At 32.9% G+C, this 24637-nt stretch carries 19 protein-coding genes; 8 read left to right on the forward strand and 11 right to left on the reverse strand.

Features of this window, described 5'->3' with window-relative positions; genetic code table 11:
• Nucleotides 1–323: 323 nt before the first annotated feature.
• From mqo to panB, 3 genes are all read right to left on the reverse strand, one after another.
• Nucleotides 324–1811, reverse strand: coding sequence for a malate dehydrogenase (quinone) (gene mqo / locus D9V42_RS02875; RefSeq protein ID WP_107555950.1), 1488 nt, complete (start codon nucleotides 1809–1811; stop codon nucleotides 324–326).
• Between the two features lie 248 nt (nucleotides 1812–2059).
• On the reverse strand, nucleotides 2060–2908 hold the full coding sequence (panC, locus tag D9V42_RS02880) for a pantoate--beta-alanine ligase (protein WP_122062981.1): 849 nt from the start codon (nucleotides 2906–2908) through the stop codon (nucleotides 2060–2062).
• On the reverse strand, nucleotides 2905–3717 hold the full coding sequence (gene panB / locus D9V42_RS02885) for a 3-methyl-2-oxobutanoate hydroxymethyltransferase (protein ID WP_107563158.1): 813 nt from the start codon (nucleotides 3715–3717) through the stop codon (nucleotides 2905–2907). The genes panC and panB overlap by 4 nt, the downstream gene beginning before the upstream one ends.
• A gap of 82 nt (nucleotides 3718–3799) precedes the next feature.
• Here panB and D9V42_RS02890 point away from each other — a divergent pair, with 82 nt between their 5' ends.
• Both D9V42_RS02890 and D9V42_RS02895 read left to right on the forward strand, forming a co-directional pair.
• On the forward strand, nucleotides 3800–4660 hold the full coding sequence (locus tag D9V42_RS02890; protein WP_122062982.1) for an oxidoreductase: 861 nt from the start codon (nucleotides 3800–3802) through the stop codon (nucleotides 4658–4660).
• Between the two features lie 384 nt (nucleotides 4661–5044).
• On the forward strand, nucleotides 5045–5467 hold the full coding sequence (locus tag D9V42_RS02895; RefSeq protein WP_029379243.1) for a DUF2871 domain-containing protein: 423 nt from the start codon (nucleotides 5045–5047) through the stop codon (nucleotides 5465–5467).
• Between the two features lie 222 nt (nucleotides 5468–5689).
• On the opposite strand, the gene D9V42_RS02900 is transcribed toward D9V42_RS02895, so the two are convergent.
• On the reverse strand, nucleotides 5690–6226 hold the full coding sequence (locus D9V42_RS02900; protein WP_233665012.1) for a sulfite exporter TauE/SafE family protein: 537 nt from the start codon (nucleotides 6224–6226) through the stop codon (nucleotides 5690–5692).
• A gap of 246 nt (nucleotides 6227–6472) precedes the next feature.
• Here D9V42_RS02900 and D9V42_RS02905 point away from each other — a divergent pair, with 246 nt between their 5' ends.
• On the forward strand, nucleotides 6473–8041 hold the full coding sequence (locus D9V42_RS02905) for an alanine/glycine:cation symporter family protein (RefSeq protein WP_122062983.1): 1569 nt from the start codon (nucleotides 6473–6475) through the stop codon (nucleotides 8039–8041).
• A gap of 101 nt (nucleotides 8042–8142) precedes the next feature.
• Here the strand turns inward: D9V42_RS02905 and D9V42_RS02910 are convergent, their stop codons facing one another.
• Complete coding sequence (locus D9V42_RS02910; protein ID WP_107555945.1) at nucleotides 8143–9162, reverse strand: DUF418 domain-containing protein; 1020 nt, start codon at nucleotides 9160–9162, stop codon at nucleotides 8143–8145.
• A 285-nt stretch (nucleotides 9163–9447) separates the two neighbouring features.
• On the reverse strand, nucleotides 9448–9996 hold the full coding sequence (locus tag D9V42_RS02915; RefSeq protein ID WP_051283187.1) for a helix-turn-helix domain-containing protein: 549 nt from the start codon (nucleotides 9994–9996) through the stop codon (nucleotides 9448–9450).
• A 131-nt stretch (nucleotides 9997–10127) separates the two neighbouring features.
• Between D9V42_RS02915 and D9V42_RS02920 the strand changes: the two genes are divergently transcribed.
• Nucleotides 10128–10703 carry a LysE family transporter gene (locus D9V42_RS02920; RefSeq protein WP_107555944.1) on the forward strand — a complete coding sequence of 192 codons (576 nt, stop codon included), beginning with the start codon at nucleotides 10128–10130 and terminating at the stop codon, nucleotides 10701–10703.
• A gap of 147 nt (nucleotides 10704–10850) precedes the next feature.
• Here D9V42_RS02920 and D9V42_RS02925 read toward each other — a convergent pair whose 3' ends face one another.
• Genes D9V42_RS02925 through D9V42_RS02935 form a run of 3 tightly spaced genes read right to left on the reverse strand, consistent with a single transcriptional unit; the run spans nucleotide 10851 to nucleotide 14489 of the window.
• Entirely contained in the window at nucleotides 10851–12212 is a 1362-nt protein-coding gene (locus D9V42_RS02925; RefSeq protein WP_122062985.1) for a gluconate:H+ symporter, read from the reverse strand.
• Nucleotides 12213–12228: 16 nt separating this feature from the next.
• Complete coding sequence (locus tag D9V42_RS02930; RefSeq protein ID WP_122062987.1) at nucleotides 12229–13605, reverse strand: four-carbon acid sugar kinase family protein; 1377 nt, start codon at nucleotides 13603–13605, stop codon at nucleotides 12229–12231.
• 8 nt (nucleotides 13606–13613) lie between these two features.
• Complete coding sequence (locus tag D9V42_RS02935; protein ID WP_107555941.1) at nucleotides 13614–14489, reverse strand: NAD(P)-binding domain-containing protein; 876 nt, start codon at nucleotides 14487–14489, stop codon at nucleotides 13614–13616.
• 116 nt (nucleotides 14490–14605) lie between these two features.
• Between D9V42_RS02935 and D9V42_RS02940 the strand changes: the two genes are divergently transcribed.
• From D9V42_RS02940 to D9V42_RS02955, 4 genes are all read left to right on the forward strand, one after another.
• On the forward strand, nucleotides 14606–15223 hold the full coding sequence (locus tag D9V42_RS02940; RefSeq protein WP_122062989.1) for a GntR family transcriptional regulator: 618 nt from the start codon (nucleotides 14606–14608) through the stop codon (nucleotides 15221–15223).
• A gap of 220 nt (nucleotides 15224–15443) precedes the next feature.
• Nucleotides 15444–16370: a VOC family protein gene (locus D9V42_RS02945; RefSeq protein ID WP_122062992.1), complete on the forward strand. Its 927-nt coding sequence runs from the start codon at nucleotides 15444–15446 to the stop codon at nucleotides 16368–16370.
• A 13-nt stretch (nucleotides 16371–16383) separates the two neighbouring features.
• Nucleotides 16384–17445, forward strand: a complete 1062-nt coding sequence (locus tag D9V42_RS02950; RefSeq protein WP_122062994.1) for an LLM class flavin-dependent oxidoreductase — start codon at nucleotides 16384–16386, stop codon at nucleotides 17443–17445.
• 10 nt (nucleotides 17446–17455) lie between these two features.
• Entirely contained in the window at nucleotides 17456–18025 is a 570-nt protein-coding gene (locus D9V42_RS02955; protein ID WP_107531305.1) for an NADPH-dependent FMN reductase, read from the forward strand.
• 99 nt (nucleotides 18026–18124) lie between these two features.
• Here D9V42_RS02955 and D9V42_RS02960 read toward each other — a convergent pair whose 3' ends face one another.
• Together D9V42_RS02960 and D9V42_RS02965 are read right to left on the reverse strand one after the other, a co-directional pair.
• A complete protein-coding gene (locus D9V42_RS02960) occupies nucleotides 18125–23383 on the reverse strand; it encodes a GA-like domain-containing protein (protein ID WP_122062996.1) in 5259 nt (1752 codons plus the stop codon).
• A 187-nt stretch (nucleotides 23384–23570) separates the two neighbouring features.
• The gene (locus tag D9V42_RS02965) at nucleotides 23571–24554 is read right to left on the reverse strand and encodes a choloylglycine hydrolase family protein (protein WP_107555319.1); all 984 of its coding nucleotides are present in this window, start codon (nucleotides 24552–24554) and stop codon (nucleotides 23571–23573) included.
• Between the last annotated feature and the right edge of the window lie 83 nt (nucleotides 24555–24637).

The following is a 24637-nucleotide window of genomic DNA, read 5'->3' on the forward strand; positions in this document are numbered from 1 at the left end:
ACCAACATGATATTATATATTAATTTTTTTGCATTTAATCAATTATTTTGCGAGTAATGCGAGTCACTATTAATTATATTTTCAATAGTGCACAATTCAAAGCGTCTTAGCAATAGTTTAAATATTAAAATAATTATAGTAATTAATATTTTTCATAGTATCGATAAATATCCAAATATTTTCTATAGTAGTTAAAATATTTATATAGTTATTATGAGAAATTTATTTTTATAAAATTCATTTTAACGACATTGGATACATTAATATAATTCAAAACAAAAAACCTCGAAACATGTTTATGTTTCGAGGTTAAAGTAATTTTATTATTTATTGTTTAATTGAAGCTCTGTGTCATTAGCTTGACGTATTTGTTTCAATAACGCATAGTCTTCAATCAATGATTTACCATAAGATGGAATCATTTCTTTCAATTTTGGCTCCCACTGTTTAAGTTGACCTGGGAAGTTTCTTTCAATAACTTCTAGAGCAACAGATACTGATGTTGAAGCACCTGGTGATTCACCTAATAATGCAATAACAGAATGATCTTTAGAATTAACAACCTCTGTACCAAATTGAATAAATCCTCTACCATGTTCTTTAGTGTCTTTAATAACTTGAACACGTTTACCAGCTTGTAAGATGTCCCAATCTTCATCTTTAGCGTCAGGAACAAATCGACGTAATTCTTTCATTCGATCTTCTTTTTTAGCTAATACTTCTTGAATTGAATATTTAATTAATGGGAAGTTCTTAGCAGCTGCTGATAACATCGTAATCACATTACTTGGGTTAATTGATTTGAATAAATCCAAGTTAGAACCATTTTTTAAGAATTTTGGTCCGATTGCTGCAAATGGTCCGAATAATAACGAGTTTTCATCTTGAATGTAACGTCTATCTAAATGAGGTACAGTCATTGGTGGTGTACCTTCTGGTTCCTTACCATAAGCTTTCACTTCATGTTTAGCTACAACTTCAGGGTTATTACATACTAAAAATTCGCCTGTAATTGGGAATCCGCCTAAATGTTTGCTTTCTGGGATACCAGTTTTTTGTAATAATGGAATCGCTGCACCACCAGCACCGATAAATAGATAATCAGTAATATGATGTTCTACTTTTTTAGTTTTTAGGTCTTTAATTTTAACTTCCCATTTACCATCTTTACGACGGCTAAAGTCTTGGACTTCATGTTTATAGAAAAGCTGTGCATTTTCATGTTCGCCTAAATTTTTAGCCATCTTTCTAGTAAGTTCACCAAAGTTTACATCTGTACCTTCGTCAATCTTACTAGCCGCAACTGTTTCATTTGGGTCACGCCCCTCCATCATCAATGGCATCCACTCTCTTAGTTTTCCATGGTCTTCAGTATATTCGATACCTTTAAACATTGATAATGGCGCTAATGCCTCATAACGTCTTTTCAAGAAGTTTACGTTTTTATCCCCTTGTACAAAGCTAATGTGTGGTAAAGGGCGAATAAATTCTTGTGGGTTCGCGATTTGTTTACTTTTTACTAAGTGAGACCAAAATTGTTTTGAAATCTCAAATTGTTCATTTATTTCTTTAGCTTTTTCTACATCTATTGAGCCATCTTTTTGTTCAACTGTATAATTTAATTCACATAATGCAGCATGTCCAGTACCAGCATTATGACGCTCATTTGAACTTTCTATAGCAGGTTTGTCGAGTCTTTCAAAAAGTTTAATATTCCAATCTGGTGCAAGTTCTTTTAACATTGTCCCGAATGTTGTACTTAAAACACCCGCGCCAATTAAAATAACGTCTTTAGAGTTTGATTCACTCATTATGTTTCCACCTTTCAATTATCACTTTTTAATAGCAATTTATAATGTTTTTTATTTTATAAGATACCAGTTATTCTTTTCCTAATGTATTCATACCCTATAATACTATCTTAATATCATAAATTTGCTTCTCGATATATATCTCTCATAGCATATGATAAAACAACACTGTCGAAATGTAAAATGTATATTACGATAAGATTAATTTCTGTTAAATTGCATTAAGCGTATTGTTTATAGCATGCTAATTAATCACCTATAATGATATTATCTATCAAACGCGCTTTGCTAAATTTAACTGCTAATGAGAGGAATATTTTCCCTTTTATTTGTTCTTGTTTAATGAGTTGTGGATAGCTATAAATAGCCACTGTTTCAATGTTACCAGCGGTATGCTTTTCAATATATTTACGTGTTTTTTCAATTAACTTTTTACTGTCTCTCTCTCCTTGTTCATACATTGATTGTGCTAAACAAAGACTCTTATATAAATATGCCGCTTCTGAACGTTCATGTTCTGTTAAATAAATATTACGGGAGCTTTTGGCTAATCCATCTTCTTCTCTTACGATATCTACACCAATAATTTTAATTGGATGATTGAAATCTTCTACCATTTTTTCAACGATAGCTAACTGCTGTGCATCTTTCTTACCAAAATATGCTTTATTGGGGCGTACAATATTAAATAATTTATTAACAACAGTAACAACGCCATCGAAATGTCCGGGTCTCTCAGCACCTTCTAACACTGTAGCAAGACGGCCTGCTTTCACTTCAATGGTCGGTTTTTGTGGATACATTTCCTTCTCGTTTGGATGAAATATATAATCAACGTTTACTGATTGTGCTTTAATTGCATCACCGTCAATGTCTCTTGGATATGATGCTAAATCTTCATTTGGTCCAAATTGTAAAGGATTAACAAAAATGCTAATCACAGTTACATCATTTTCTGCAACTGATTGAGCCATCATCTTTAAATGTCCATCATGTAATGCACCCATAGTAGGTACAAAACCAATATTATTACCTTGGCGTTTTAGTTCATTTGTAATCTGTCCCATTTCTTTAATACTCGTGATTATTTTAGTCATTTTGTATCCTCATCCATCACGCGTTTTTTATAAGTATGATTCCCATCAGGAAACTCGCTAGATTTCACTTCTCTATTGTATTCAGTCAATGCATCAATGCCAACTGAAAAATCGCCATATTGTTTTACAAATTTCGCTTGATGCTCGACACCGTAATTTAATAAATCATGATAAACCAACACTTGTCCATCTGTATCTTTACCAGCTCCGATCCCTATTACAGGAATGTCTAGTTGTTTTGAGATTTCCGCCGCTAGATCAGCAGGTACCGCTTCTAGCACTAACATGACTGCGCCTGCCTGTTGTACAGCATGGGCATCATTAAGAAGTTGTTGTGCCGCATCTTTGTTACTTGCTTGCATTTTATATCCTGTGATACCTACACTTTGTGGTGTAAGACCTAAATGTGAAACGACCGGAATTCCCATACGGCTACAATTTCCAATATATTTTGTTAGATGTGCACCCTCTGCTTTAATCGCATTGGCACTAGTCTGCTGGTACAATTTGACTGCTATTTCTAAGTCATATTGTTCAGAAATGCCTACTCCACCAAATGGCACATCGACAACTACATAAGTATCAGGCGCACCTCTACGCACTGCCTTTGCATGATGTATCATATCCTCGACAGTTACTTGTACTGTATTGTCGTAACCCAAAACTGTCATGCCTAGTGAGTCTCCAACTAATATGATATCTATCTGTGCTGCTTCAGCTTGTTTAGCACTTGGGTAATCATAAGCTGTTACCATTGAAATTTTTTCTTTATTCTCTTTATATGCTTGTAACTGACTCAATGTTTTCAATTAAAATCAACTCCACAATTTGATATATTTATATTGTTATACATATACTAACTAAACTTTTTAGAAAAGGAAATAAAATAACATGAGCAATTTCGCTATTATTGGTCCTGGCGCAGTAGGAAGTACAATTGCGTTTGATCTTCAACACAATCAACCAAACTTGAAATTATTAGGGCGTCGCAATCAAACGCTTAATTTCTTTGTTGATGGAAATTCAACTGAGGCACATCAATTAACTGTAACTGCTTTAAGTGACTGTAATGAAAAATTTGACGTTATATTTATCGCTGTAAAGATACACCAACTATCAAAAGTCTTAACTGAATTAGACCACTTGTTACATAAAGATACTACTATTATTTTAGCTCAAAATGGTCATGGTCAATTATCAAAGTTTAAACATCCATTTGTTTATCAAGCTGTTGTGTATATTAGTGGTCAAAAAGAGAACGATAAAGTGACTCACTTTCGTGACCATAAATTAATCTTGAAGAATACACCTCAAACAAAAGCACTACGCAAAGAACTCGAAAATACACCACTAGATATTCACCTAACTGATGATATAGGAGCAGCAATTTGGTATAAACTGCTTGTGAACTTAGCTATCAATAGCGTAACTGCTTTGAGTCGTTCTACCGCTTCTGTATTAACTGTCCCAGGCATTAAAAATCTATGCGATAATTTATTACGCGAAGGTATTGAAATTGCTAAATTTGAAAATGTACGATTTGAAGAACAAATTGTAACTGAAATTATGGCAATTTATGAAGGTTACCCTAATGAAATGGGGACGAGTATGTACTACGATGTTTTAGAAAACAAGCCACTAGAGATTGAAGGAATTCAAGGTTTTTTATATAACAAAGCACGATTGCATGGTTTAAAGACCCCTACACTTGATACAATTTATCCCCTTTTACTAGCACAACAAAAGAATTAAATTAAAACACTATTTCCGATTGCAATAAGCCTAAGTGGTCAATTAATATAAAGTTATTACTTAGGCTTCATCATTATCTAATAAATGGCGGTATGGAAGTAATGATCAACTGCACATTTCAACAATCACATTAGCCCTAAAATTATAAATAAAGGCACGATACTTCATAACCATCATTCATTACAACTCCTACAGATTTACAGACTTTCTGAAAATAATTGCTAATACTAAAAAATATAGCTAAGACACAATTCCCTTTCTGTTTATCCTATCTTTTTAATAACTGCATACACTCTATAAAATTAGCATTTTTTCTTTTTGTTCATATAGAGTTCATATAAGAAGTTTATATTACAGTTATTAACAAATCGGAGGTCGAAAAAAATGAAAAAATTAATGTTTAGTTCAGCATTCTATACTTTACTAGGTATGTTAAGTGGTCTTTTTTACCGTGAAATGTCTAAAGGCGAAAATTTTAGTGGCTACTCTCAATTAAATGTCACACACACGCATTTACTCGTTTTAGGTACGATAATGTTCTTAATATTTATGGTTATTGAATACCAATTGAAATTAACTAAAAATAGTAAGTTATTTAATAGCTTTTTCTATTTATTCCACTTAGGTATTTTAGTAACAGTAGCTATGCAATATGTTAATGGTATTGCAACTATCAAAGGCTTTAGCGTTAGCCCAGCAATTGCAGGTATCGCAGGTTTAGGCCACATCATGATTTCTATTGCCTTTATTTTATTCTTTGTACTTTTAAATAAAAGAATAAATGCTAACTCAAATAAAATTAAATAATGATTTATATTTTTATAATAAAACCGCTTTAAAGTGTCTATAGTGAAATAGTATTTTAAAGCGATTTTATTTATTATGATGCAATAATGAAGAGGAGCATCATACTTTATTCTTTTTTAAGTTATTAATATTAACGCTCCCAATATGACAATAAAAATAAAGGAATCGTTTGTTCTGTCCATATACCGCCAAACCCTTGCCCCATAACTACAAATATTGCCGTTAAAAAAAGTGTGCTTGAATTGTACTTCTAAAATCTTTGATATGCCAACGTGATAAAGTACCATAGATTACAACTGGAACACCATGAGAGTTATATAGACTGCCTAAAGTTCCAGAAACAATGCCTGTAATACCAGACCATATGTTAGATTTTAATACAACTCGTATGCGATTATTAAAAAATAAAAACTTACATAATGAATATGTACCGTACATAATTAAAAATCCACCTAACATCATTTGCACAATATTAGTATTAAAATATCTTAAAATCCAAATACCTATAGGTATACCAACTAAACTACCTACTAACATCAGGAATAAAACATTATATTTTATATTTCTATAACCAGAAAATATATTTAAACTCGCTACAAATAAGCCAGCCAAACCAACGACAGATATTGCTGCATGCGTTTCTAAACCTATTAGTGCTAGTAATGGCATACTTATAAGTGCTTCTCCAAATCCAAAATATGTCCTTACTAATCCTCCTAGAAATATCGCGAACAGACTAAGTATTATAATTACATCCATACATATACCCCTATATCCAATTAATTGAAAATATTCAAATACAAAATCTCACATAATTTTCAAATTCCTTTACATCATATCACTATTATTTTCTTCTTTATAAACATTTTAAAATAATTTTAATAATTTAATGAATTAAACAATTAACAATTTAATATGTAGACTTGCTAAGATTTTTCAAAAGTGTAGAATCAGTGGAAACGCTTACAAAAATTAGTGTAAATTCATTATGTTAGGAGAATTATTTTGCTCTCAGAGATCATTAGTTTCTTAGATAAAATCATTTGGAGTCCACCGCTCGTCTTTGGATTATTAATTACTGGATTACTATTTTCAATTATGTCTCGTTTCGCACAAATCAGGCAATTTAAAGAAATGATTCGCTTATTATTTAAAGGTGAAAAATCTCCACAAGGTATTTCTAGCTTCCAGGCTATATCCCTATCTCTTGCTGGCAGAGTTGGTACTGGAAATATTGTCGGTGTTTCTGCAGCCATTTTTATAGGTGGACCTGGCGCAGTATTTTGGATGTGGGTTACTGCGTTAATTGGTGCTAGTACAGCGTTTGTAGAATCCACACTAGGCCAAATCTATAAGCAAAAAGAAAACGGAGAGTACAGAGGTGGACCTGCTTTCTATATAGAGAAAGGTATTGGAGGCAAATTTGGTAAAATATTCGCGCTAGTATTTGCTGCTATTACAGTAATATCTATAGGTTTCTTAATGCCAGGTGTTCAATCCAATGCAATTGCAACTTCTTTGCACAGTGCTTTTAATATTCCAAAATGGATTGTCACAATTTGTCTAATCATACTTCTTGCGCTCATAATATTTGGTGGTATTAAGCGCATTGCTAGTATGGCTACTGCAGTGGTCCCATTTATGGCTATTGCGTATATCTTGTTAGCTGTTATTATTATTTGTCTGAATTTAGGAGAAGTACCAGCATTGTTTGCACTTATATTTAAATCTGCACTGGGACTACAATCAACATTTGGTGGTATAGTCGGTGCAATGATTGAAATTGGTGTGAAAAGAGGACTTTATTCTAATGAAGCCGGACAAGGCACAGGCCCTCACGCAGCTGCGGCAGCTGAAGTATCTCACCCAGCTAAACAAGGCCTTGTTCAAGCATTCTCTGCCTACATAGATACACTATTTGTTTGTACCGCCACTGCATTAATTATTTTAATGTCAGGTACTTTTAACACTACAGATGGTACTAAAAATGCACATGGATCTCCAAATTTAATAGAGGATAATGGTATTTATGTACAGAATGCAGATGGTTCAAAAGATTATTCGGGTACAGCGATGTATGTTCAATCTGGTATTGATAAAGCATTCCAAGGATCTGACTACCATTTCGATCCTAATTTTGCTGGTTTTGGCTCATATTTTATAGCTATTGCTCTATTTTTCTTTGCATTTACTACAATATTGGCATACTCATACATTTCTGAAACAAATATGGCATATCTAACTCGGAGAATGACTCCTAAAAAATCAAATTTTTATATCACTTTGACTCGTTGTATGTTAATTATTGCTACTGCATTTGTAACTTTAAAAACAGCAGATGCTGCTTGGGATATGGGTGACTTAGGTGTCGGTTTGATGGCGTGGTTAAATATTATAGCTATATGGATGCTATTTAAGCCTGCCTTTCATGCTCTTAAAGATTTTGAAAAGCAAAAAAAAGAAAAAGGTTCCGGCAGTTTAGCTGTATATCGTCCTACAAACAAAGAAATACCCAATGCTGATTTTTGGATAGATAAAGCAAAAAATGAACAAAATTTTTATAAATACAAGTAGTAAAAATGATTTCATTATATTATTCCGTTTCTAGCAAGAATAACAAATCACAAGAAAAGTCCGAGACCTAAATAGCTGTCTCGGACTTTTTGTGATTAGTTTTATTTTTTCATGTTAATCCATTTCATATAAGTTGCTAATTTCCATATATATTCTAAGGGTCCCAATTTAAAATATTTAAGCCATAGCATACTTATAATTATTTGAACTATATAAATCGTTAAACATATCCATAATGATTGAAGTAAACTCCAATGTTTCCCATCAAATATTATAATTAATAAGTATATAATTAAAGTCTGCCCAATATAATTAGTTAATGCCATTCTGCCATAATACTTTAGGGGCGTTAAAATAAAACGTCCCCACGTCATATTCAGTAATAAAATGAGACAAGAAATATAAAATAAACTCATGAAAGGTGAGAATATCGTAATAAGATGATGATATTGGTCTACAGCTGTTATATAATCTTCTGTACTCTTTTGCAATTGTCGGGGTAATAAATCAATATATGGTACAACGTAGAATTTATTAAGTACATACCATCCAATTATTGATATAATCCCTGAACTAATTGCTACTATACTCCATACCTTGCTCGCAGTATCAAATTTAAAAATAATTCCAAATTGTGCTGACGCTAATCCTAATATAAAATATGGAAATGGAATCAAGAATTTAGCATCTAACCAAATAAACAAAACTAATACAATTAAACCGATTGTAAAATTAATATACTTGTTCAATTTAAAAAATGGAATCAGCAACAATCCGAATATCGCGTATATTAGCAATGCCTCTCCCGGTTGCAATTGCATATGTAAGAAACCAAAAATACCAAGTATAATAATACGACGTAAAAATATAACATACTTATTTCCAGTTTTATGCTCAGCTCTTTGCATAAATATATAAAAACCAATACCAAATAAATATGAAAAAATAGCAAAAAACTTACTTTCAATAAAGAAATCCAGGAACTTTTTATACGTAATATCATTTGAAAGTTCCGGCGCCGGTAATTGTGCAATCGCGATAATATTTACAAGTATAATCCCTAATAACGCAAAACCACGGAGAAAATCCAATGTTTCTATTCTATTGTTAATTTTGTTCAAAATATTACTCCTCTTCACTCTAAATTTATGATACGCCAGTTAATTATTCACAATAGTTTAAACCAATTAAACTTCGCTTAAGTCTATCATTGCAGTCATTACAGCTACCATATTATAGAGTGAAAAAGAGGTGACAATTTTGTAATTTTAAAATTTTTCACAATTTTACCTTATGCTAAATAAGACAATCAAATTACTTATCGCTAAAAATAATTTCGTTACGCCACTCACTTTATTAAGTAAAAAGTCAGAACCCAGAAATAGATTTATCTGGATTCTGACTTTTTACTTGTAATCTATAACCATAGAAATGAGTGTAATTTCGTTTCCATTGTTAATATAACTATGAGCAATATCAGATTTAAATCTCAATGCATCTCTTTCTTTTAAAGTAAGTACTTCATTTTCTAAATGCATTTCTAATTGACCTTCAATAATGATAATTGATTCTTCAGAGCCAGCCAAATGTGGTTCAGAATTTAAAGTGGCACCGGGGTCTAATTCAACATAGAAGAACTCAAATGACTTACTTTTTTCAAATGGAAAGTAAGGATAAACTCTATATTTCCCTTCATTTTCTGTTACTGGTACAATATCTTCCTTTTTTACTTGGATATAGTCAGATTCTGCTTCACTCATCAGGCTACTAAATGACAATTTCAGTCCGTTACTAATCTTCCAAACAGTATTAATAGATGGAATTGTATTGCCTTTTTCTATCTCATTTAGCGAAGACGTACTCACCCCAGTGAGTTTTGATAATTTTTCCAGACTAATTTTGTTTTTCTTTCTATATAGATAAATATTTTTTGCCACAATTTTATGGAATTCCATCATAACTGCTCCTTTTTATATTGACTTTCCTTTAAAGTGGATATAAAATCCTTTTAAAAGGATATATCCTATACATAGGAATTATTATCGGTATATTTCCATAGTAAAGGATAATGCGAGGAGAATGCAATTTGTTTATATCTTTTATCATTTATACATTTTTCATGAGCTATACACCTGGACCAAATAATTTATTAGCTTTGGATGGCGCCTTACGATTAGGTATTAGAGGTACATTGAAATTCCTAATTGGAATTGGTTTAGGCTTCTTAACACTTTCATTGCTATGTCTTATTTTTAGTAAGTTTATGACAATTTATTTCACAAGTTTTATTTTGATTATAAAATTTCTAGGATTTGTTTATTTATTATATCTAGCATATACAGTGTTTAAACATAATCACAACAATGATAGCCTTGGTCATACATATCGTTTACGCGATGGATTATATCTTCAATACATGAACCCTAAGACTATCGTTTACGTGCTAACTGCAATTGTCACTTATATCACTACACAAGACATGACATTTTTCGCTTCCATGAGCTATACAGTTACCATCGCACTAATAGGCGTTTCTGGCGCTATTGCTTGGGCATTTTTAGGGCTTTGTTTCAAAAAAATATTATTAAAATATAATACTGCATATAAAATTTGTATGTCATTCTGTTTGGTCATATTGGCCTTTATGATGTTGTTAGAATAACTATTTAAATTAAGGATCCCAATATCATATCAAAGCTTTTATAAATAATAGATAATCGTTTTTCTAATAAAAATAATAACTCTTTTATAATAAAGAAGAGCGAGTCCCCAACCAAACTTGATTGAGAATACTCACTCCAATTTATTATTATACGATGAAATTCACAATTAAAATTAATCCTAAACCTACAACTGATAAGATGGACTCTAACAAGGTCCAAGTTAAAAATGTTTCTTTCATAGTTAAAACAAAATATTCTTTGAACATCCAAAATCCTGCATCATTCACATGTGAACAGAAAATACTACCGGCTCCGATGGCTAAAACAACTAATGAAATATTGACATCAGACGATTGTAATAAAGGTAAAACAATACCTACTGACGAAATCGCTGCAACTGTTGTTGATCCTAGTGCTGTCCGTAATAACGCCGCAGCTAACCATGCAAGGATAAGTGGTGACATTTCAGTACCTTTAAATATCTCTGAAATGGTGTCACCTACACCACCATCAATTAGTATCTGTTTAAATGTTCCGCCTCCACCTATGATAAGAATAAGCATTGCAATGGGGGTAATGGCATTCGAAACGGTATCCATAATCTGCTTCATACTCTGTTTCCTTCTAATACCCATAGAATAAATTGCAAATAATACGGCAATTAACATCGCAGTTACAGAGGTTCCAATAAAGTAGATAAAACCTTCGAAACCATTTGCTTTTCCGTCTTCATTATCAGTTATTAACTGTACAATTGTAGCTAATAGCATCAAGATAACTGGTGCAAGTGCTGTGAGCAAACTCATACCAAAACTTGGTAAATCTTTGTTTTCAAATACTTTAAACTCACCGACAGCTGCTTGATTTCCTTTCCTATTGAAAGCTTCAGGCGTTAATTTATGTGCAATTTTTGGGAAAATAGCTCCAACAATAATTGCTAAAGGTATACCGATAATAACCCCATACATCAATACATGACCAATATTAGCATTTACCGCTTCTGAAATTGCAACTGGTCCTGGATGTGGCGGTAAAAAACCATGTGTGACTGCAATAGAGGTTGCCATCGGAAGCCCAACTGTTAAGTTTGAAATCTGCATCCTTTTAGCTAATGTAAATACTAAAGGTATTAATAACACAAATGCCACTTCCAAGAATAATGATATCCCAATAATAAATGACGCGATAATCATTGCCCACGTCACATATTTCTTACCAAATACATTGATTAATGTATCGGCAATACGTGTAGCACCACCACCATCTGACAATAACTTACCTAATATAGAACCTAATCCAAAAATAATCGCAATATGTCCTAGTGTATCCCCCATACCTTTTTCAATAGTGGTTACAATTGTATCTAAAGGCATTCCCAGTAAAATACCGGTTACCATTGAAGTGATAATTAGAGCAATAAATGTATTAAGTTTAAACCACATAATTAACATTAATAATATAAGTACTCCAATCACAACAGCAACTAACGGCCAAATTTCTCCCATCATGTTCTTCCCCTACTTTCTATATCTCTTTCGAATTCATCTTATATACAGTTGTTAATGTATCTTCGTCTCCAATATTTCCCGGGAAAATAACATAAGGCATTTGACTATACTTTGCTTCTTCCCCTGTTAACCAAACTGGTACGCCTTGCGTTATTTGACCGATAACAATTGCCTTTTTAATATTCAGTCCTTTAGTGGCAACATCGCTAGAAGTAATACCACCTTTAGCAATAATGAATCTTGGTTTTACTTTTAAGCCTTGTACAATACCAACCAATGCATTCGAAATATTCGTAGAAATACTTAAATTATTCGTTAAATCTTCTGTTTTGATTACATCTCTTGAAGTATAGACAACGACATCTCTCTCCGATTGAATCAATGATGTCACTTTTTCTATTTGTTGGTTTATGTACGATTGTAAATCATTTGTAGTGACTGCTTTTACATCAAACTCAATGGATGCAATATCAGTATTTGTTAATAAATGTTGTAGCTGCGATGAAGTTTTTTTAACATGTGATCCTACAATCATTAGTCCACCATTCGTCTGGTTACCATAATGATTCAAGTTAATAATCTCTCCAGGTGTTTCGCACATAGCTTTAACAAAAGACGCGGCTGTTCTAAACATGAATTTTTTATCATTACTTCCTAAAAATGTAGTTAAACATGAAACAAAATAATCCATGTCTTCATCATTTAATGCATCGACAACAACAGCATCAAAATTTGAGATACTGTTAAGCACTTCATTAATTGATTGAGCATCGCGTTCACGTATTTGTGATAAACGAATATGTTTTACGTCATTTGCATTAATTTCTCCGTTACTTTTCTCTTCTATAAAACTTGCCATCGTTCTACTACTAAATCCAAATGTAGTATCATTTGCAAATTCACTTTCAGACACAGGCATATATGCGTCACCTTCTTTTAAGTAATGAATACCATCAAATGTGTAACGTTTCCCTTCAAAGAACGCTGGTATATAAAATACTCCATCAAATTGTTCATCTGAAGCTTCGCTCAAGACTTTCGGTTCTAAATAAAAATGCCCTCTTAATGTCGAATCTCCTCTACTTATTACAATGTATGGATGATCTAATCGTTGCGAAACTCGTGCTATATTACGACTGATTTCTTGATGTAGTTGTGTTGTTTCTTGTTCATTTAATGCTCTAGAATTCGTCAATATATAAAACATATGATTCTTTTGCTTAAAACCATCTTCAATTAACGATTCTGACCATTCTGTATATACTGGTAAGTCTTTTACTGTTTGAGTGCCAGTTGGGTCGTCATCTAGGACAATAATTTTATATTTAAAAGTATTAAGATTTTTTGAAATAACATCATGCTTCATTTCATTTATTAAACGTTCAGTTAACATCTTTTCACCTACATATTATTTATATTTTCAAAGAATTTTATAATGCCTGAATGATCATTCATACCATTACCGCGTGCAACTTCTGATTTGTATATTTCTTTCACTTGATTTGCTATAGGCAATGTAAGACCAACTGTATCTGCTGTTGAACTCACGTTTTTCATATCTTTTAAATTTATGTTTAGCGTGCCCCCTGGTTGATAGTCTTCCTCAATCATTTTTGGAAACTTCGCATCCATTACGCTAGAACCTGCTAGACCACCTTTAATTGCTTTATACATATTTGCTAAATCTATATCAAATTTTTTCGCTAATACTACCGCTTCAGAAAGCGCAGCAATGTTGGTGTTAACTATAATTTGATTTGCTAACTTTACTACGCTACCAGCACCAACATCTCCGACTCTTATAACTGATGCAGCAATAGGTTCTAAAACTTTTTGAACTTCTGGTAAATCCGTTTCTGCGCAACCAATCATCACTGATAATTCACCTGTTATAGCTAAAGGTTCTCCCCCACTTACGGGAGCATCCATATATTTAATTTGTTTTGTTTCTAGTACTTTACTTATTTCCAATGATTCATTTGGAGTTAAAGAGCTAGTATCAATAACAGCTTTTACTTTAATATCAGTTTGTTTAACTATTGCATCTTCACCACTATATAAAACAGCCTTTACTATCGCACCATTTGGTAATGATGTAATAACATAGTCAGCTTGTTGAGCCATTTGTTGTACTGAAACAGCATTTGCACCTTGTCTCACTACTTCATTTTCTGCTTCTTTATTTAAATCATTAACAAGAACAGTTACGTTCGCTTTTAATAAATTTTCTACCATTGGTTTGCCCATAATACCTAAACCTATAAATCCTACTTTCATAATTAACACCCTTTCTGAAAACGTTTACAAGAGATATTGTATACCAAACTAGTTAAAATGTATACATTTTATTACTATTTTTTTTATAGTACACTTATTGTAATGAGGTGAGTTAATTGAATAATAATGAATTAACAATTTATCAAAGAATAAGAAATGATATTATTTCTGGTACTTTTAAAAAAGATGAGAAAATTACAGAAGCTAAACTTGCAAAAAAGTATGAGGTAAGTCGAACTCCAATTCGTGAAGCATTAAAGCAACTAGAACTAGAATACTTTATTAAAAATGCTTATATTTTCATACCAACCAGTGAAGAATACAGACAAATATTTGAAATGCGTATTTTATTAGAAACACACGCATTAAAAAAAGCTGCTATTGTTTATACAACATCAGATTTAGAAGAATTAAAAAGTTATACAGAGATAGATATCGAAGTCGAGGATGAAGCTAAAATCATTGAAATCAATGACAAATTCCATCAAAAAATTATCGCTGCTACTAATAACCAATTTATTCTAGATACATACCAGAAATATAAGAGTTTCATTTATTTATTTAGCCAAACTGTAATTAACAAACGTCGTCCCGGCTTAATAGAAGAACACAAGGCCATTGTTTCAGCACTGTATGATAGGGATATTAATTTGGCTGTCACGTTACTCGAAGACCATTTAAAAAACGACTTAGAATTCAGCCTTTATTATTTAGAATTTAAAAACAATGAATAATTTAAAAAGACACAAACTTAATAGTTTCGTGTCTTTTTATGAATTGAAATTAATTTATAATTAATGAATCGTAGTGTGCAAATGCTAGGTATTGATTTTCTGTTAAACAAGGTATATATTATTGCTAACAAGTATATTTTTTATACCAATGGTTTATATATACTGTAAACTGGTAATAATTAATACAATAGTAACTATCAATTCTACAGGGGGGCGCTATATGAATATCATTGGCCATCATCACATTTCAATGTATACAAAAGATGCACAAATAAATAAAGATTTTTATACTCAAATTTTAGGATTACGTTTAGTAGAAAAATCTGTAAACCAAGATAACCCTATGATGTACCATCTATTTTTTGGAGATGAAATCGGTTCTGCCGGAACATTGCTTAGCTTTTTTGAGATACCTAATCTAGGGAAAAATCGTCCTGGTACAAATTCTATTCATCGTATAGGCTTATTAGTCCCTGATAAAACATCGTTAACTTATTTTCAATCTCGATTAGAAGATAACAATATAGATACAATAAATATGACATATTTAAACCAACAAGCCTTGTTATTTAAAGATCCAGATGATTTAGAGATTATATTAATTACTAACAATCAATATAATCTACCAAAATCATGGCGCAAAAACCCGTACTCAGATATTCCTACTGAACATCAAATTTTAGGTATGGGACCTGTCGAATTTCGATTACGCGATACTCAAAAAACCATTGATTTTTTACAGCATGAACTGCATTATACTCCAAGACAAGCTACAAATGAAACAGTTATGACCTTGGATGAAAATGGCTTATACTCAGACTTTGTGATTGTCGAACAACAAGGTCAACGTGCTAGACCTGGTCAAGGTTATGTGCACCACATAGCTGTAAATACACCCAAAGATTCAAATTTAGAAGCTATTTTAGCAACAGTTAATCAAAACCCTGGAAATAATAGTGGTATGATTGATCGTTACTTTTTCAAATCATTATACTACCGACACAATAGTATTATGTATGAATTTGCAACTGAATCCCCTGGTTTCACAGTAGACACAGCTATTGAGAATTTGGGAAAACAACTCAATTTACCAGATTTTATGGAAGATCAACGTACTCAAATTGAATCACAATTACACGATTTATAAAGGATGATGATATATGGCTATTTTAAAAATGAATGAAAATACTCCATTAGAATTTGGACTTTATTCACTGGGAGACCACCTACTCAACCCCCATAACGGTGAAAAGGTAAGTTATGAACAGCGCATACAAGAATTAATCGAGGCAAGTCAATTAGCAGAACAAGCAGGTATAGACGTATTCGGTGTTGGGGAAAGTCACCAAGAGCACTTTACTACACAAGCACATACAGTTGTATTAGGTGCTATTGCCCAAGCAACTAATAAAATTAAAATATCTAGTTCTTCTTCAATTATAAGCGCAGCAGATCCAGTTAGAATATTTGAAGATTTTGCAACATTAGACCTTATATCACATGGACGAGCAGAAATAGTAGCAGGTAGAGCTTCTCGTACAGGTATCTTTGATTTATTTGGTTTAGATTTAAATAATTATGATGAGTTATACGAAGAAAAATTAAATTTACTATTAGAGTTGAATAAGACTGATAAAATCACTTGGTCTGGTAAATTTAGACCAGATTTAAATAATATGAAAATATTCCCAAGACCGATAGACGATGGACTACCAATTTGGCGTGCTGTTGGCGGACCTGCAGCAAGTGCGATTAAAGCAGGGCGCCAAGGTATCCCAATGATGATTACAACATTAGGTGGGCCTGCAATGACATTTAAAGATTCAATAGATGAATATCGATTAACTGCAAAAGACCATGGTTTCGATACTTCAGCCCAATCGTTACCAGTTTCTACTGCTAGTTTATTCTATACTGCTGAAACTACACAATTAGCGTTAAAAGAATATTACCCTCACCTTAATGTCGGTATGTCATTTATAAGAGGTGCCGGATATCCAAAACAACAATTTGCTAATGCGCCAGATTATAGAGATGCCTTAATGGTTGGAAGCCCACAACAAATCATTGAAAAAATACTTTACCAACATGAACTTTATAATCATCAGAGATTTATGGCTCAAATTGATTTCGGTGGCGTACCTTTCGATAAAATAATGAAAAATATAGAACTCATTGGTAATGAAATTATTCCAGGGGTTAAAAAACATTTAAACAAATAGGAGGTATAAAATGAAAAACGTTGTGTTACTATCTGGTTCTACAGTTGGATCTAAAACAAGTACTGCTATAAAATATCTAAACGAAGCCATAACAAATCAAGATGATACACTTAATATTCAATTATTCGATTTGAAGAATTTAGATTTATCGTTTAGCGATGGACGAAATTACTTGGATTATTCTGGAGACACATTAGAGTTAACTTCTGCTTTAATGCAAGCTGATATTATTTTTATAGGCTTTCCAATCTTCCAAGCATCTATACCAGGCACGCTTAAAAACGTATTTGATTTACTTCCTGTTAATGCATTTAGAGATAAAGTTGTAGGTATTATAGCAACTGCGGGTTCTCCGAAGCATTACTTAATTGCTGAAACACAATTAAAACCAATTTTAAGCTATATGAAAGCCCACGTTATGCAAACTTATGTATTTATCGAAGAACGTGATTTTTCTAATGGCACTATCGTTAATGATGACATTATATTTAGAATTAATGATTTAGCAACATCAACCTTGCGTGTTTCTAAATTATATAATCAGCTTTTAGAAGAAGAAAATGATCAATACGATTTTTAAATCACGAGTGTAATCATATTTTAGCTACCTATGAATTCAAAGAGCCGAAGCATAAATAACATGCCTCGGCTCTTTTTTGTACTATATTGATAGTCGTTATTAAATTTTAGTTATTTTTTCTGTTCCTTTCTTTTTTTCTTGTCTCTTTCTTAAGAGCATCATTGAACCTATAGCTCCTAATAAAGTTCCAAAAATCCAACTATCTTTACTTTCTCCTCCTGCATCAGGTAAATGAGTTATTGAATTCATATTATTTTCTGAATTTCCATTAGTCTCATTTTCCATTATTTGTAAATAACTTGAAATTACGTTTAATTGTTGCGCTTCTGAGTTATGTCTATAAAGTCCTATATGAGGGCTTTCATCTAATAGCATATTATCTCTTTCATTTGAATTTTGTATTTTCACATTATTATTCATAGATTTTTGTGAGTTTAATTTTCTGATAGTTTTATCCAAATGTTTATTTACATTAGCATGATTTTGACCTTTTGTATTTGGAGATTCTATATCTAATATGCCATTGCCATCTTTATCATTTACTTTTGGTGGTGTCACTAATGTAATTTGTTCTAATTTGTTTTGAAGTGCATTTATATCTATATCACTATTCGGTAGTTTTTTAATTATGTTTATCGCTGATACCTTAGCCTTTTGGAGCGCTTCAATTAACTTGTCTACTTTGACTTTCTCGCTTGGAGTAATTAATCCATCTTTTTTAATTTCTGCTAATTTTCCTTCAACTTTCGCTTTTGCTTGTTCCACTGCTTGGATGGCTTTGTTTGCTTCAGCAAGTTGTTCTGTATCTAGGACGCCATTGCTATCTTGATCGTTGACTTTCGGTACTGTTACTGTTCCGATTTGGTCTAAGCGTGTTTCCAGCGCATCTTTACCAGCTGTACCATTTGGTACGTTGTTTAATTTCTCTGTTGCGTTTGACTTCGCTGATTCGAGTGCTTCAATTAATCGGTCTAAGTCAGCTTTCTCAGTCGGATTAATCAATACATCCTCTGTAATTTCTGACAACTTATTATCTACCGCTCTCTTAGCTTCTTCAGCTGACACAATTGCTTGTTCTGCTTCTGACAGCTGTTCTGTATCTAAAACTCCATTACTATCTTGGTCATTGACCTCTGGTGCTGTCACTGTTCCGATTCCTTCTAGACGTGTTTGTAACCCATCTTTACCTACTGTACCGTCTGGTACGTTATTTAATTTAGTAGAAGCATCTGCTTTAGCCTCATCTAACACTTCAATTAATCTACCTAATTCTGCTTTCTCAGTCGGATTAATCAATCCATCCGCTGTAACCTCAGATAACTTGTTATCTGCTGCTCGCTTAGCTTCTTCAGCTAACGCAATCGCTTGTTCCGCATCCGTTAACTGCTCTGTATCTAGAACCCCATTACTATCTCGGTCGTTAACTTCTGGGGACGTTACTGTTCCGATTCCTTCTAGGCGTGTTTGTAAATCGACTTTTCCAGCTGTTCCATCTGGTACGTTAATCAATTTCTCTGTTGCGTTTATCTTAGTTGTTTCTAACGCTTCGATGAGTCGATCTAACTCTGCTTTCTCGGTCGGATTAATCAATCCATCACCTGTAATTTCAGACAACTTATTATCTACCGCTCGCTTAGCTTCTTCAGCTAACGCAATTGCTTGTTCTGCTTCCGATAGTTGTACAGTATCTAGAACTCCGTTACTATCTCGGTCGTTGACCTCTGGTGCTGTCACTGCTCCGATTCTATCTAAGCGTGTTTGTAAATCGGCTTTTCCAGCTGTACCATCTGGTACATTATTTAATTTCTCTGTTGCGTTTGTCTTCGCTGTTTCGAGCGCTTCGATGAGTTGATCTAAGTCACCTTTTTCAGTCGGATTAATCAATCCATCCGCTATAACCTCAGATAACTTATTATCTACCGCTCTCTTAGCTTCTTCAGCTGACACAATTGCTTGTTCTGCTTCCGATAGTTGTACAGTATCTAGAACTCCATTACCGTCTCGATCATTGACCTCAGGTACTGTTACTGTTCCGATTCCTTCTAGACGTGTTTGTAAATCAGCTTTACCAGCTGTACCGTCTGGTACATTATTTAATTTGGTAGAAGCGTCTGCTTTAGCCTTATCTAATACTTCAATTAATCGGTCTAAGTCAGCTTTCTCACTTGGATTCACTAAGCCATCACCTGTGATTTCTGTTAACTTATTATCTACCGCTCTCTTAGCTTCTTCAGCTAACACAATTGTTTGTTCCGCATATGATAATTGGACTGTATCTTTCACTCCATTACTATCTCGGTCGTTAACTTCTGGGGACGTTACTGTTCCGATTCCTTCTAGGCGTGTTTGTAAATCGGCTTTTCCAGTCATACCATTTGGGACGTTAGTCAATTTCTCTGATGCATTTGTCTTCGCTGTTTCTAACGCTTCAATGAGTTGGTCTAACTCGCCTTTTTCAGTCGGATTAATCAATCCATCCGCTGTAGCCTCAGATAATTTATTATCTGCTGCTCGCTTAGCTTCTTTGGCTGCTATAATTGCTCTTTCTGCTTCTGATAGTTGAACAGTATCTAAGACCCCGTTACTATCTCTATCATTTACTTCTGGCGATATTACAGAAGTAATTCGATTTATATTTTGTTGAAATTGGGCCTTATCTAGCATACTATCAGGCAATTCATTAACTTTTTCTAATAGTTCCTCTTTTAACATCGATAGAACTTTATTTAATTTATCAATTTCTTCTTTTTCACTTGGAGTTACTAAGCCATCTGATAATACTGCTGCTAACTTTTGATCATCTATTATTTTTGTTGCTTCTAATGCAATTAAGGCTTGTGCTATTTCAGATATTTGCTGATCATCTCGTACACCATTACTGTCACGATCATTCACTTCTGGTGATACAACTGTGGTGATTTTCGCTAACCTTGTTTGAAGATCTGATTTACCTGGCATTCCTTCAGGCACATTATCTATCTTTTCAGATGCAGTTGTCTTAGCCGTTTCTAATGCTTGATTCAACCTATCTATTTCAGCTTTTTCATCTGGAGTAATTAGTCCATCTGAATTCACTTCTGACAATTTTTGAGTTACAGCTCGTTGCGCTTGTTCTGCTGATTGAACAGCTTGATCTGCTTGTGACAACTGTTCTGTGTCTAGAACACCATTACTATCTTGGTCATTGATTTCAGGAACTGTCACTTCATTCATTTGATCTAATTTATTTTGAAGGGTGTTTTTACCTTTAGTTCCATCAGGTACATTTTTAATTTTGTTACTGGCTGCGCTCTTAGCCACTTTGAATGCTTGATTTAATTGATTAATAGTAGCTTGTTCATCGGGATTTATTAAACTATCCCTTGTTGCTTCTTCTAACTTTTGATCTAAAGTTCGTTTGGCTTCTTCTGCGGCTTGTACAGCTTGAGCAGCTTCAGCCAATTGAACAGTATCTATTACACCATTACTATCTAAATCATTCACTTCTGGGGAAGTCAATGTAGGTATTCCATCTATCCTACCTTGAAGATCTTCTTTACCTGCTGCACCCTCCAACACGGTGCCAAGTTTAGCTATAGCTATTTGTTTTGCTTCTTCCAAAGCGGTAATTGCCTCATCAACTTTCTGTTTTTCAGCAGGGCTTACCGCTCCATCCGCTGTTACTTCTGCTAACTGTTGTTCAGCGTATTGTTGTGCTTGTTCTGCAGATTGGATAGCTTCTTCTGCCTTTTGTTTTTTAGCTTTAACTAGAGCTCCATTAATTCTTCTTGCTACATCATCAATATCCACAGATTGGTTGGTAATATTGACTCCTCTAAGGACATTTGGATCTAATGTATCGCTTAGTATATATCCAAATAATTTATCTTTTTTAACATCTATATAGTAACTAGCATCAAATGATATAACAAATTCAACACTACCTCCAGAACCGCCTCCAGTGTTTGGATTTCCATTAGACCCACTATCTGGTCGAGTATATGAATAATATCCAAGATGGTCTTGTTGTAATAAAACTCTTTGTCTACCATTATATACAGCGAAAACTTTTTTAATTTTTTTACTAAGACTTGCGTTAGGTCTTATTCCATAATTCTCAAATCGGTACGTACCTCTACCTTTTTCTTTCGACAAAACCATTGTTGCAATTAGTACTTCACCGTCATTATAAAAAATCTCATCTTCTACGATACCAAAATGGTTTTTAGTTACATCAGATTGATTCGTAAATGTATAAACAGCTCGATAATCATTATTGTCTCTATTAAAAGTTAAATCTTTCATTTTAAATAATAACTCATTGATTTTATCTGCTTGAGCAGCATTGATTTTTCTATTTCCAAGTACTGAGTAAATGCCTCTAAAAACATTATTATAAACGCTCTTATTATTCTTAAGTGATGTTTGTCGAATGATATTTCTCATGAATAGTTTTCTTTCTTCTTCAGTTAATTCGTCTCTATTTCTTTCTACCTCTCTTATGGCTGTCAGAATATAATCCCCTGATTGTACAGTATCGTAATTTAACCTCTGACTGTAGCGTCTATAACTGAAACGACTATTATAAGGTAACCTATTCAAGCTCCTTGCTACTCGTGATTTAGGCTTATTTTTATCCGATTCTTTTGTTTCATTATTTAAATCTATTACATTTAAGCTATTACTTTGATTGATATCATTGTTACTTTCTATCTTTTGTGTAACTACAGGTACTTTGTTTTGTTCTCCATCATCAACAAATTTTTGCTCTTCAACACCATTATTTTTAATTTGATTAGCGTTTTCCACTTTCTTCTCTACTGTAGATTGCTTTTCTTCTATAGGTATAGAATTATCATTATCCCTATTTGTATTAGAAGATTTTTCATGTGATGAAATGGTTGTTTTATTTTGTTCAGTTATTTTATTTTCTTGCTTCTTTATTTGCTCTTTTTCAAAATTATAGTTTGTTGACTCATCTACTTTATTTGAAATTTCACTTTGCCTTTGCCCTTCTTCTACTTTCACTTCATTTTTAAGAGCGTTTTGTTCGTCTTCTTGTGTTGTTTGATTTGTCTCTTTACTTTTCGATAATTTTTGATTTACAACATTTGAATTATTTTCATCAATTTGAGTTTCTTTAGAATGCTTTTCTGCAACTTCCTCTAAATCAAACTGTTTTGCTTCTGAAATAACTTGCGCTTCAGCGTTATTTTGTGCTGCAATGCTTTCTTTGTCATTTACCATATCTGCTGCTGCTTCGCTATCTTGATTGATAAAAAGAACGGATCCTAATAACACTGATGCTGTTCCAATAGTAAATTTCCGAATAGAATACTTATTGTTTCTTCTAGCAATATATTCTGCGAGTACTCTCATAGTTGTCTACTTCTCCTTTTTTGATAATATCGACACCATCTATAATTATATTTTTTTGTATAAGAAGAAGGAGTAACTTTATATATTAAGTAAAAAAATGGTTCTTCACAGTAAAATTTTGGGATAACACAAAAAAAGAACGCCTTCCATTTTATATTGAAAGGCGTTCTGTCATTTATAATGTTTGTTAATTTAACCGATTTGTTACTAAGCCTGCAACTGGTTCAAATATCGTTAATGCTTCTTTATTCAATAAATTTTCTGTGAGTTGTAATTCTGTAATCTGATTTGAATCGTACCATTTAATGTACATTGTACGTGTAGTTAAATTTAGGACTGTTTGATACAAAGTATAATGGAGGGCCGCTTCTTCGTCTCTAACTGCGCCCTTGGGTATACTAACAATTTCTAAAAGTTTAAATGCATTGAGTACATCTTCTTCTGCGTTACTTGTTTCTTCTAAATTATTTTTTAAGTAAGCCATTCGAACGAAACGTTCGGCTGAAGTGTATCCACCGGGTAATCCGTATGTTCCACCTTCATTTCCTAGAGTTGGGAAAATAGTATTCATAAGTTGGCTTGCTTGAGGACGTTGTGGCGTAATATTTATATAGTTCCTCAAATTTTCATAATGCCAATTTAAATCTGGATTGTTAGTTAAGACTCCTACTGGATTTTCATTTACAATCATACTACCCTCTTTAAAAGTTAATTCAATCGTTCTACCTGAATCATCAGTAATATGATAATGTAATGGAGGAACTTCAGCTATATCATTAAGTGTGTGTGCAACAACATTTACAGATTTAGCATTTTCTATTAAATCTTCAATATTTTGATTGTAACCTAACACCCATGTAATCACTTCACTTTGAGCAATGTTCATATACCCTTCTCGTACATCAGTGGCATATGTTGCATATCCTCTAAAATACTGTATTGAAGCCCCGAGACCATGTTCATTTACACCGTCTGCAAATAAGAATCCTTCCATATCACTACCCGATCCAACAAAACCATACTTTGTTTTACCTTTATACGCTACGCGTGATTCCCAATAAAAGTGACGAGGTTGTACAGCAGGGTTCCCTTTTAATTGATATACAAAATCCATTGTACGCCCTAACATCACTTGGTTACTTTTCGATAAATATGAAAAACCAGTGCACATGATTAATCTGCTCCTTTCACCCTTCTCTATGTCAAAAAATTAATTACTTTATATTTTTCATCAATATTTATTTTAGTTAATTA

This window comes from Staphylococcus pseudoxylosus (assembly GCF_003697915.1).
Taxonomy (GTDB): domain Bacteria; phylum Bacillota; class Bacilli; order Staphylococcales; family Staphylococcaceae; genus Staphylococcus; species Staphylococcus pseudoxylosus.